This window comes from Mangrovimonas spongiae, assembly GCF_003944795.1.
GTDB lineage: Bacteria > Bacteroidota > Bacteroidia > Flavobacteriales > Flavobacteriaceae > Mangrovimonas > Mangrovimonas spongiae.
The window spans coordinates 452,546-465,384 of sequence record NZ_RWBG01000001.1 but is presented as its reverse complement, the minus strand read 5'-3'; the positions used below and the strand labels follow the sequence as shown (position 1 = coordinate 465,384).

At 35.3% G+C, this 12,839-nt stretch carries 9 protein-coding genes; 6 read left to right on the top strand and 3 right to left on the bottom strand.

Annotated elements, in window-relative coordinates; translation table 11 throughout:
• Positions 1-46 precede the first annotated feature (46 nt).
• The 3 genes from EJA19_RS02155 to panC are packed head-to-tail and all read right to left on the bottom strand — an operon-like array spanning position 47 to position 2,240.
• Positions 47-1,024: a lysylphosphatidylglycerol synthase transmembrane domain-containing protein gene (locus EJA19_RS02155; protein WP_125466696.1), complete on the bottom strand. Its 978-nt coding sequence runs from the start codon at positions 1,022-1,024 to the stop codon at positions 47-49.
• A 3-nt stretch (positions 1,025-1,027) separates the two neighbouring features.
• Positions 1,028-1,378 (bottom strand): aspartate 1-decarboxylase, encoded by a 351-nt coding sequence (gene panD, locus EJA19_RS02150; protein ID WP_125466695.1) that lies wholly within the window; start codon positions 1,376-1,378, stop codon positions 1,028-1,030.
• Between the two features lie 13 nt (positions 1,379-1,391).
• Positions 1,392-2,240 carry a pantoate--beta-alanine ligase gene (panC, locus tag EJA19_RS02145; protein ID WP_125466694.1) on the bottom strand — a complete coding sequence of 283 codons (849 nt, stop codon included), beginning with the start codon at positions 2,238-2,240 and terminating at the stop codon, positions 1,392-1,394.
• A gap of 108 nt (positions 2,241-2,348) precedes the next feature.
• Between panC and EJA19_RS02140 the strand changes: the two genes are divergently transcribed.
• The 6 genes from EJA19_RS02140 to atpD all read left to right on the top strand — a co-directional run bounded on the left by EJA19_RS02140 (position 2,349) and on the right by atpD (position 12,821).
• Positions 2,349-3,158, top strand: a complete 810-nt coding sequence (locus tag EJA19_RS02140; RefSeq protein WP_125466693.1) for a glycogen/starch synthase — start codon at positions 2,349-2,351, stop codon at positions 3,156-3,158.
• 34 nt (positions 3,159-3,192) lie between these two features.
• A complete protein-coding gene (locus EJA19_RS02135; RefSeq protein ID WP_125466692.1) occupies positions 3,193-4,749 on the top strand; it encodes a DUF4270 domain-containing protein in 1,557 nt (518 codons plus the stop codon).
• A 5-nt stretch (positions 4,750-4,754) separates the two neighbouring features.
• Positions 4,755-6,602, top strand: coding sequence for a glutamine--fructose-6-phosphate transaminase (isomerizing) (gene glmS / locus EJA19_RS02130; RefSeq protein ID WP_125466691.1), 1,848 nt, complete (start codon positions 4,755-4,757; stop codon positions 6,600-6,602).
• A gap of 174 nt (positions 6,603-6,776) precedes the next feature.
• Positions 6,777-9,524 carry a TonB-dependent receptor gene (locus tag EJA19_RS02125; protein ID WP_125466690.1) on the top strand — a complete coding sequence of 916 codons (2,748 nt, stop codon included), beginning with the start codon at positions 6,777-6,779 and terminating at the stop codon, positions 9,522-9,524.
• A gap of 12 nt (positions 9,525-9,536) precedes the next feature.
• Positions 9,537-11,141 carry an SGNH/GDSL hydrolase family protein gene (locus EJA19_RS02120; RefSeq protein WP_125466689.1) on the top strand — a complete coding sequence of 535 codons (1,605 nt, stop codon included), beginning with the start codon at positions 9,537-9,539 and terminating at the stop codon, positions 11,139-11,141.
• 171 nt (positions 11,142-11,312) lie between these two features.
• Positions 11,313-12,821: a F0F1 ATP synthase subunit beta gene (gene atpD / locus EJA19_RS02115; RefSeq protein ID WP_125466688.1), complete on the top strand. Its 1,509-nt coding sequence runs from the start codon at positions 11,313-11,315 to the stop codon at positions 12,819-12,821.
• Positions 12,822-12,839 lie beyond the last annotated feature (18 nt).

The window sequence follows — 12,839 nt, the reverse complement described above, 5'->3', positions numbered from 1 at the left end:
GCAAGATAAAAAAATAAAGTATAGATTGGAAGTGATTTAAGCCTTGTTAATGGCTTGTTTTAGGTTTGGTAGACTGCTTTTTGTTATAAAATGGTAAAAACACTAATGATACGCCTCCTAACAAAACAAGCATTATGGTTTGCGAAGACCACATAATCCATCCAAAAGCACGACTTGGATCTTCTGGCAAACTAAACAATAAAAAGGCGATTACAACGGCTTCTGGATAAGACCCTACACCTCCATTTGTTGCTGCAATACTAAAAGTAGCTGTAATAAAACCAACTAATATAGCCGAAAAAGGTATGGGCTGGATCTCTTCAAATGAAAACGATGTAACATAAAACATAAGTATGTACATAGTCCAAATAAATAGTGTATGAAAAATGAAAGCCCACTTATGTTTCATTTTAAAAATACTTAAAACACCTTCTATTAAACCTTCGACAAAACCTCTTACTTTAATAGCTAACTTAGAGGTACTTTTTTTAAAGTAGACTACCATAAAACCTCCTAGAACGATTAAAACAACTAATCCTAAGAGAATTTTTTTTGTATCAAATTTATCAACGAGTAGGTTGTAAATAAAGTCGAATTCTATAAGTAGCGTAATAGCAATAATAAGGAGTAAAACAATCATATCGGCAACACGTTCAGATACAATAGTTCCTATACTTTTTTCAAAAGGGACTTTTTCGTAATTTGTTAAAACAGTAGCTCGTGTTACTTCTCCAGCTCTAGGAATAGTATAGTTTATTAAATAGCCAGAAAAGACGGCCATAACACTGTTTAAAAACCTAGGTTTATACCCTAGCGGTTCTAGCAAGTATTTCCAACGATATGCTCTAGAAAAATGACTTAAAACACCAAAGAATACGCCAACAATCACCCATAAATAATTGGCATTTTTAAAGTAACTTATAAGTGTTGAAATAGATATTTTGGAAAGTGAGTACCAAACTAAAATCACTCCTAAAAGAAGTGGTAATAAAAGCTTAATTAAACGTTTAGCTTTACTATTCACATGCTATTTTAATAAGTTAGTAGCCTCGTCTGGAAAAACAAGCGATGGTTTGAAGGTTTTTGCTTTTTCAATATCCATAAAACCATAAGTAATTAAAATTAACACATCTCCAACAGCTACCTTTCTTGCGGCAGCACCGTTTAGTGTAATTTCACCACTATTTCTTGGTCCAGGAATAGCATAGGTTTCAAGACGTTCACCATTGTTGTTATTTACAATTTGAACTTTCTCACCTTGTATAATGTTGGCGGCATCCATTAAATCTTCATCTATAGTTATACTTCCAATATAATTAAGATCTGCGCCGGTACATTGTACTCTATGAATCTTCGATTTTACTACTTGTATTTGCATGGTGCAAAGATAATTAATTTAGGGCTATATTATCAATCAGTCTAATATTATCTGCATATACTGCTATAAACGCCCTATATTGTTTTTGTTTTGATTTACGTTTTGCTGGTAATAAGGTTTCAGTATCAGCGATAGTGAAATATTCAAGCTTGAGCAACTCATGGTTTTTAAACTGATTTTCAACCCATTCCGTTACTACATTAGCACTTTTTGTGCCAAACTTTTCTTTGGCAGACATTAACGTTTTGTAAATAAAAGGCGCGGCAGTTTTACATTCAGGTTTAAGCCTTATATTTCTTGAGCTCATAGCTAAGCCTGAAGACTCTCGAAGAATATCGCAACCTATAATATTTACAGGAATCTTAGCAAGATGAACAAGCTTTTTTATAATAAGTAATTGCTGGTAATCTTTCTTCCCGAAATAGGCATTATCTGGGGTTACAATTTCAAAAAAACGCTTAACTACTGTAGCCACACCGTTAAAATGCCCTTCCCTAAACTTGCCTTCCATGGCTTGGTCGAGCCCATTAAAGTTAAAATTATCAGATACGACCTGATCTTGGTAGATATCATCCACAGATGGTGCATATACATAGATACACTCTGACAAAGAGGACAGCATCTCAACATCGGCATTTAAATCTCTAGGGTATTTTTTTAAATCCTCTTGGTTATTAAACTGTGTTGGATTAACAAAAATACTCACAAACACTATGCTATTTTGCTTTAATGCTGTTTCTATCAAAGATAAATGCCCCTCATGCAAGGCTCCCATTGTAGGCACAAAACCTATAGTTTTCCCTGCTGTTTTCAAGCCTTTCACGGCCTTAGCAACTTCCTCTCTGTTATAAAAAATTTTCACAATTAATAAAAAATTAACGCGTGCAAACTTAAGATTTTACGGTTAATTTGCATAAATTTTTGTAATTTTGCGTGTTTTTTATTTTGAATTTCAAAAGCAATATAATTTATGAAAGATAAGAGGATATTGTATGTATCATCTGAAGTAGTTCCTTATTTACCAGAAACCGAAATTTCTTCAATGTCGTTTGAAGCACCTCGCATGGTGAATCAACAAGGCGGTCAAATTAGAATCTTCATGCCTAGATACGGCAACATTAATGAAAGAAGACACCAATTACACGAAGTTATAAGGCTTTCTGGAATAAATTTGGTAATTAACGATTTAGACATGCCTCTTATTATTAAAGTTGCTTCTATTCCTAAAGAACGTATTCAGGTTTATTTTATAGATAACGATGAGTATTTTAAAAGAAAAGCTACTTTAACAGACGAAGATGGTAATTTGTTTCCCGACAACGATGAACGTGCTATATTTTTTGCCAAAGGCGTTATTGAAACCGTTAAAAAATTAAATTGGGCACCAGATATTATTCATGTCCATGGTTGGTTAGCATCTTTACTACCTCTTTACCTAAAAGAATATTACAAAGGAGAACCTTTGTTTAATGAGAGTAAAATTGTTACATCTATATACAATCAAAGTTTTGATGGCACGTTAAATAAAGACATGCAAAGTAAAATTAAATTTGATGATATTGACGATGATGCCATTAAGGTTCTAAAAAAGCCAACCTACAACAACATTATGAAATTGGCTATAGATTATTCTGATGCTTTAATTATTGGCTCTGAAGAAATCCCAGAAGACATTACAAAACATCTTGATGATTCCAAAAAACCTGTATTAGAATACAAAACTAAAGACGAATTTGGCGAAGCCTATACAGAGTTTTACAACACTAAGGTTTTAGGTTAACAAGACCTGTTAACTTGTACCACAAAAATATACTATGAAAAAGTTTACCCAAATATTAAAACCTGCATTAGCATTAGTAATACTCGCTATTACGTTTATTGCTTGCGATAAAGATTATACCTCGTTAGAAAGCGATATTCAAGGTGTTCAAAACTTTGATGTTGTTACAGAAAAATTTCCTGTAACAGCTTACAATCAAAAAATGGGTCCTGTACAAACAGATAATCTTAGCTCTAACTTGCTTGGTGTTTACAACGACCCTATTTATGGAAAAACAACTGCAAGCATTGTAACTCAACTAGTACCAACATCTAATAATTTCAACCCGGATTTTGGGGAAAATCCGCAATTGGTCTCTGTTAAATTACATATTCCGTTCTTCAATACTATAACAGGCACTAATGAAGAAGGAAGTTCTTCTTATGCAACCGATTCTATATTTGGAAATAATGCATCTCCTATAAAATTATCGATTCATAGAATAAACTACTTTTTAAGAGATTACACTCCTGATAGTGATTTCTCTGAAGAGGAAATTTATTTTTCTAATTCAAATCAGACTATAAATTTTGACAACCATCTATTAGAAATGTTATATACAAATAATTTCACACCTGAAATATCTGAGGATTTTGTCGAAGAAGCCCCTGGTTTAAACCTAGATTTAAATGATGAAAACATCGTAGATCCTGATTTTTGGGCAACAACATTTTTCCTAAATCAGGACAGTCCAAAATTAAGTAATGCAAACAATTTTAAGGACTTTTTTAGAGGACTATATTTCAAGGTTGAAACGATAGGTAGTGAAGATGGGCATATGATGATGCTTGATTTTAACAACAATGCATCAGGAATTACAATTGAATATACCAATAACGATACCGAAGAAGATGAAACCCTAGAGTACAATCTATCATTTATTAATGTCAATCGACTAAACATTTTAGAAAATGACCCAACTAATACAGTAATTGACGATGCATCTGATAACGCCGATCAAATAAATGGTGATAATACATTATACCTTAAAGGAGGTGAAGGTTCATATTCTATAATAACTCTTTTTGAGAATCAAACTTCTTTTGAAGACTTTAAAACTGACTTTGTTGATAATGATGGTAATCCCAAGAAATTAATTAATGAAGCCTCTATTTCATTTTACGTTAACCAAAACATTGTTAATGGTAAAGAACCTGATAGAATTTTACTTTATGATTTAAAAAATAACACTCCAGTAGTTGACTATTATTATGACGGCACAACAAGTACTCAAAACCCTTTGTTCTCTAAAAATTATTTTTCAAGAGTATTAGAGAGAGATAATAATAACAACGGAGTTAAGTATAAAGTTAATCTTACCGAACATTTAAATAATATCTTATTACGAGACTCAACTAATGTCGAGCTAGGACTTTTTATTACTACAAATATTAATGAAGTTGACAACGTTAAAATTTTAAATCAAGAGAATTTTACATCAACAGGAACAATAATATCACCAAGAGGAACCGCAATATATGGCAGTAATGCTAATGTCCCTGAAGATAAAAGATTACAATTAGAAATAAATTACACAGACCCTAATCAATAAAACATATGTGCGGAATTGTTGGCTACATTGGTAAAAGAGAAGCTTACCCTATAATTATTAAAGGACTTAAGCGACTTGAATACAGAGGTTATGATAGCGCCGGTATTGCATTATACGACGGCAACGATATAAAGCTTTGTAAAACCAAAGGAAAAGTAGCCGGCTTAGAAGAAAAAATACAACAAGAAATAACAACCGATGGAACTCTTGGCATTGGCCATACAAGATGGGCAACACATGGTGTTCCTAATGATATAAACTCACATCCACACTATTCTAATTCAGGGAATCTTGTTATTATTCACAATGGTATTATTGAAAACTACGATGCCCTAAAACAAGAGCTCATTAAAAGAGGATATTCCTTTAAATCTGACACAGACACAGAGGTTTTAGTTAACCTTATTGAAGATGTCATGAAAAAAGAGCACATTAAACTTGGGAAAGCCGTACAGGTTGCTTTAAATCAAGTTGTAGGGGCTTACGCCATTGCTGTTTTCGATAAAAACAAACCAAACGAAATTGTCGTAGCCAGACTTGGTAGTCCATTAGCTATTGGTGTTGGTGACGATGAATTCTTTATCGCCAGTGATGCTTCTCCATTTATAGAGTATACAAAAAATGCCATTTATTTAGAAGATGAAGAAATGGCCATTGTAAGACGTGGTAAAGACGTTAAAATTAGGAAAATCAAAGATGATTCTCTAGTCGATCCTTATATGCAAGAGCTTAAGCTTAACCTTGAGCAAATTGAAAAAGGCGGCTACGAGCATTTCATGCTTAAAGAAATTTACGAGCAACCAAGAGCCATTCTTGACACCTTTAGAGGACGACTAAAAACAGATCAAGCCATTATTAAAATGGTTGGTGTTGAGGATAATATGAAAAAATTCCTGAATGCCAACAGAATTATTATTGTGGCTTGCGGAACATCTTGGCATGCTGGTTTAGTTGCCGAATATATTTTTGAAGACTTAGCAAGAGTCCCTGTTGAAGTAGAATACGCCTCAGAATTTAGATATAGAAACCCTGTAATTACCGAAAATGACATTGTTATTGCAATCTCACAATCAGGTGAAACAGCCGACACCTTAGCCGCCATTAAACTGGCTAAATCCAAAGGTGCTTTTGTTTTTGGTGTTTGTAATGTTGTAGGTTCTTCTATCGCTAGAGAAACAGATGCAGGTGCTTATACTCACGCCGGACCTGAAATAGGCGTTGCTTCCACCAAAGCATTTACAACTCAAATTACCGTTTTAACCCTTATGGCTCTTAGACTAGCTAGAGCTAAAGGCACAATTTCTAGTTCCGATTACAGACATCATTTAATCGAACTTGAGCTTATCCCTGAAAAAGTTGAAAAAGCTTTACAATCAGATAATAACGTAAAAACCATAGCTAACATCTATAAAGATGCTAAAAACTGCCTTTATCTAGGCAGAGGATACAACTTCCCAGTAGCTCTTGAAGGTGCTTTAAAGCTAAAAGAAATTTCATACATCCACGCCGAAGGCTATCCTGCCGCCGAAATGAAACACGGCCCTATTGCTTTAATTGATGAAAACATGCCTATTGTAGTTATTGCTACAAAAAAAGGGCATTATGAAAAAGTGGTTAGCAATATTCAAGAAATAAAGTCTAGAAAAGGTAAAATTATTAGCGTTGTTACCGAAGGAGATACACATGTTAAAGAACTTGCCGACCATGTTATCGAAATCCCTGAAACACTAGAGTCTTTATCGCCATTACTTACTACAATTCCATTACAATTACTTTCTTACCATATAGCAGTCATGTTAGGTAAAAATGTAGATCAACCTAGAAATTTAGCTAAGTCTGTAACTGTAGAGTAATTTTTTTTAAAATTTATCATTTTATATTATATGTGTAATTAATTGACAATTACACATTTTAACATGCTTTAAATTATCAAAATGTATTATGCATGCATAATTTTTTGAGAAAAATGCATATTTTTTTTATAGTTTTATATATATTGCTTTATTATTAATTAACTAAACTAAAAAATGAAATCATTATTTTCACTATTTCTGTTTTTTGCAGGCATAACACTTTATGCCCAAACCACAGTTACTGGTTCAGTTGTAGACGACAGCTCCCAACCTATTCCTGGAGCCAATGTTATAATTGAAGGAACCTCTTCTGGTACTGTAACAGACTTTGATGGAGCATTCTCTATAACAGTTGATAAAGAACCACCTTTTACACTTCAAGCAAGCAGCATAGGATTCGAATCAGCTTCAGAAGAAGTAACATCAAACAACCAAACAATTAACTTCGTATTAAAAGAAGGAACCTCTTTAGATGAAGTCGTTATTTCTGCTTCAAGAACGCCTGAACGTATTTTTGAATCTCCTGTAACAGTAGAACGTTTTGGTCTAAAAGAAATTAAAAACACAGCTTCTGCAGATTTTTACGACGGTTTAGAAAACCTTAAAGGTGTAGATATTAACACCAATAGTTTAACGTTTAAATCGGTTAACACACGTGGTTTTGCCACTTTTGCTAACACACGTTTTATGCAGTTAGTCGACGGTATGGACAACTCTACCCCAGCATTAAACTTTCCTATTGGTAACCTAGTTGGTATGAACGAGACCGATATTCAAAGTGTCGAGCTTCTCCCTGGTGCTGCTTCTGCTCTATATGGTGCAAATGCCTTTAATGGTATTTTATTTATGAGAAGTAAAAGCCCTTTCGATCATCAAGGTATTAGTGCTTACCACAAGCAAGGCATCACTTCTCAAGATGCCGCTGGAGATAACACTTACAGAGATTCTGGAATTAGAATGGCTTACAAGTTTAGTGATAAGTTTGCCGCAAAAGTAAATTTTGGTTGGTTAAAAGGAACCGACTGGATGGCAAACAACATGCAAGGGAAGCCTGGGACAGGAAACACTAGAGCATCTGTGGGCTACGATGGTTATAATGTTTACGGAGACGAAGTATCTACAAATATTAGAGCTGCCGCTGGTGGTTTAGGGATTGTTCCAGATGTTGTTGTAAGTAGAACTGGGTATAATGAAGCCGATTTAACCGATTACAATGCCGAAAGTATTAAAGCCGATTGGGGATTATATTATCGCCCTTGGGGTAATGATTTTGAAATTCAATATGTAGGTAAAATTGGAACAGGATCTACCATTTATCAAGGAACTAACCGTTATTATATTGATGGCTTTACCCAACAACAACATAAACTAGAACTTAAAAACGATAATTTCTTTTTACGTGGTTATGTAGTTGCAGATAAAGCTGGAGATTCTTACGATATGGTGTTTACAGGTATTAATATTAACCGTTCTTGGAAAAGTGATGAGCAATGGTTTAGCGAATACATTAACACCTATGTGGGAGCTACTTTAGGTGGTGCTACAGACGAACAAGCTCACGCAGCTGCGAGAAATCAAGCTGAGTCTGGACGTTTAGAACCAGGAACGCCAGAGTTTCAAAGAGCGTTTAATAAGGTTATTGCTGATCCCGACTTTACTACAGGGTCACAATTTAAAGATGCTTCAAAATACTATCATGTAGATGGTAACTACAATTTTAGTCATTTATGGGATGTTGTTGAAGTACAAGTGGGAGGGTCTTTTAGACAATATAGCTTAAATTCTTCGGGAACTATTTACACCGATTACGATGGCAACATCGATTACAACGAATTTGGTGTTTACACCCAATTACAAAAACAATTCGATTTAAATGAAACCCTAAAACTAAAGTTAACAGGATCTATCCGTTACGATAAATCAGAATTTTTCGATGGTTTTGTATCACCAAGATTATCAGCCGGTGTTACACTTAATGAAGATCACAATATTAGAGCTTCTTACCAAACAGGGTTTAGAAACCCAACTACACAAGATTTATTTATTGGCTTAGATGCTGGTCGCGCATTATTAGTTGGTGCAGCACCAGAAAACTTAGATAGATATACAAGAACCTACAATGTAAGTGCTTCAGGGCAATTACTTGGTGCTCCCGCAACAGTATCTCAATCTGGTAGAGCGGCTTATTACAATTCATACACAGCTTCTTCAGTACAGTCATTTGCAAATTCTGAAAACCCAGCTGATTTAGAAATAGGAAACTCAGATTTAGTTAAACCAGAAAAAGTAACCTCTTTCGAAGTAGGTTACCGTGGTAAACTAGACAGAACTATTGTAGATTTAAGCGTATATTATAATAAATACCAAGATTTTATCTCTGGTGAAAATGTTATCGCACCACTTTATGGAGAAGTAGGCGATAACTCATTATCTGTAGCTGCAATTGCAAATGGCGACTATAATGTTTACCAAACCTATACTAACTCCCCTGCCGATGTTAACGCCTTTGGTGGATCGGTTGGTGTATCTACAAAAGTGTTAAACGGTTTCGATTTAAGTGCTAACTACACTTACTCTAAACAAGATTTTGATGAAGACAGATATCCTGACTTTAGAACAAACTTTAACACACCAGAACACAAAGTAAAATTAGGTTTAGGTAACACCGATGTATTTAAAAACTTCGGATTTAATGTGGCTTGGAGATGGAGCGACCATTACAAGTGGCAAGCTACATTTGGCGATGGGGAAATTCCAGCATACCACACCTTAGATGCACAAATTAACTACAGAGTACCATCTATTAAATCATCATTTAAAGCTGGTGCAACCAATATTTTAGGTGACGAATACTTTACAGCTATTGGTACAGGTTACATTGGTTCAATGTACTATCTATCATGGACAATTAACAACCTATAAAAAATTATGACAATGAAAACGTTAAAATACATTTTACTATCCACAGTACTAACAGGCTTTGTTGCTTGTAGTAGTGATGACGATAGTTCTAGCATGAACGAACCATTACCGGCTTTAACAGCTGGTGAAGCCGATTTTTCTAACTATGTTGCCGTTGGCGCATCATTTTCAGCTGGCTTTACAGACAATGCGTTGTTCATAGCTGGGCAACAAAACTCGTTCCCAAATATGCTATCGCAAAAATTTGCTATGCTTGGTGGCGGAAGTTTTAACCAACCACTAATGAACGATAATATTGGTGGATTTTTAGTAGGTGGCATGTTGGCTGCTGCCCCTAGACTTTATTTTAATGGTGAAGGCCCTGTTGTGCTTCCTGCTACACCAACAACAGAAATTACAACACCTGTTACTGGGCCGTTTAATAACTATGGTATTCCAGGTATGAAAAGTTTTCATATGGGAATTCCAGGTTATGGGACATTAAACCCATACTTTGGAAGAATGGCTTCTAGTGCTAGCGCAACCGTTTTAGGAGATGCTGCTTCACAAGGTGCTACCTTTTTCACTCTATCAGAAATTGGAGGAAACGATGTCTTATCTTATGCAACATCTGGAGGAACAGGTGTTGACCAAACAGGTAACATGGATCCTAACACATATGCAGGAAACGACATAACAGATCCTAATATATTTGCCGCTTCATTTTCGGCAGCCGTAGATGCTTTAACAGCTAATGGTGCCAAAGGTGTAGTTGCTAATGTGCCTTATATTACAAGTTTAGCACATTTTACAACCGTTCCACATAATCCTTTAGAGCCTTCAAATCCAGATTTTGGTCCACAAATACCAACATTAAATATGATTTTTGGGGCTTTAAATGAAGTGTATGTTGCTTTAGGACAACCAGAACGAGCTATTGTATTTTCAGAAACAGAAGCTAGCGCAGTTGTTATTAGAGATGAAAGTTTAGCTGATATATCTGCTCAAATTACAGGCGCTTTAATGGCTAGCCCAACCTTTCCTGCATTTATAGGACAATTTGGTCTTCCACCATCTGCCGCTCCACTAGTGGCTGGTTTACTAGGGCAAACCTATGGCCAAACAAGACAAGCAACAGCTGAAGATTTATTTGTATTACCAAGTAGCTCTGTTATAGGAACAGTAAACGAAGATTATGCTACTGCATTAGTTGGTCAAGGGTTACCTCCTACACTTGCTGGACAATTTGCGATAGAAGGAATTACCTTACCATTAGAAGATAAATGGGTGCTAATTCCATCAGAGCAACAATTAATCATGACAGCTACCGATGCTTATAATAACACTATTCAATCAGTGGCTGATGCTAACGGATTAGCTTTAGTAGATTTTAAAGGTATTCTTCAAGAAGCATCTACAACAGGTATTTCCTCTGGAGATTTTACATTAAATACAAGTCTTGTAACAGGCGGCTTAATAAGTTTAGATGGTGTCCATTTAACAGCAAGAGGTTATGCTGTTATGGCAAACGAAATGATGAAAGCAATAGATGTTACTTATGGTAGTAATTTTGAGGCTTCTGGCAACTTATTAAATGCGGGGAACTATCCAACAAATTACCCACCATCTTTACAATAAGAAAGACACTACAAAAGATAACTAAAACACCTTCAATACGAAGGTGTTTTTTTATGCTTAAAAAAGCCATGAAAAATGACTTTATATTTAAATTAAAAAACATATCTTTGCAGCGCGAAAACTAGATGTGTTTTCAAAGATTTAAATTGCATAATATTAAACATATAAGTAATGTCAAAAGTTACAGGTAAAGTTGCACAAATTGTAGGTCCAGTTATCGATGTTGAATTCGGTTCTGAGGCTGAACTTCCAAAAATTTATGATTCATTAGAAATTAAAAACCCAGATGGTTCTACATTAGTACTAGAGGTACAATCTCACATTGGTGAAGATACTGTTCGTACTATTGCAATGGACTCGTCTGATGGTTTAAGTAGAGGAACCGAAGTTGTTGCAACTGGTGCTCCAATCCAAATGCCAATTGGTGACGACGTTTATGGACGTTTATTTAACGTAATTGGTGATGCTATTGATGGATTAGGTGATTTACCAAAAGCTGGAGACAGCGGACTTCCTATTCACAGGGAAGCACCAAAATTTGAAGATTTATCAACATCTACTGAAGTTTTATTTACAGGTATTAAAGTAATCGATCTTATCGAGCCTTACGCTAAAGGTGGTAAAATTGGATTATTTGGTGGTGCTGGTGTAGGTAAAACTGTATTAATTCAGGAGTTGATTAACAATATTGCAAAAGGTCACGGTGGTTTATCAGTATTTGCTGGTGTAGGTGAAAGAACACGTGAAGGAAACGACCTTTTAAGAGAAATGCTTGAATCTGGAATTATTAAGTACGGTGACGACTTTATCCATTCTATGGAAGAAGGCGGTTGGGATCTTCAAAAGGTTGATAAAGCTGCTATGAAAGATTCTAAAGCAACGTTCGTATTCGGACAAATGAATGAGCCTCCTGGAGCACGTGCTCGTGTAGCATTATCTGGATTAACTATTGCTGAATATTTCCGTGATGGTGCTGGCGACGGACAAGGAAAAGACGTTCTTTTCTTCGTAGATAATATCTTCCGTTTTACGCAAGCAGGTTCAGAGGTATCGGCACTTTTAGGTCGTATGCCATCTGCTGTAGGTTACCAACCAACCTTAGCAACCGAAATGGGTGCGATGCAAGAGCGTATTACATCAACTAAAAAAGGATCGATTACATCGGTACAAGCGGTTTACGTACCTGCAGATGATTTAACTGACCCGGCTCCTGCAACAACCTTTGCCCACTTAGATGCAACAACTGTATTATCTCGTAAGATTGCTGAGCTTGGTATTTATCCAGCGGTAGATCCATTAGATTCTACATCTAGGATTCTAACAGCGGATATTTTAGGAGATGAGCACTATAACTGTGCACAACGTGTAAAAGAGTTATTACAACGTTATAAAGAATTACAAGATATTATAGCCATTTTAGGTATGGAAGAATTGTCTGAAGAAGATAAATTAGCCGTATCTCGTGCAAGACGTGTACAACGTTTCTTATCGCAACCTTTCCACGTAGCCGAACAGTTTACAGGTATTCCTGGAGTATTGGTTGATATTAAAGAAACTATTAAAGGCTTTAATATGATTATGGACGGTGAATTAGATCACTTACCAGAAGCAGCCTTTAACCTTAAAGGAACTATCGAAGAAGCTATCGAAGCTGGAGAGAAAATGTTAGCTGAAGCGTAAAACTAATTCGGAATTATG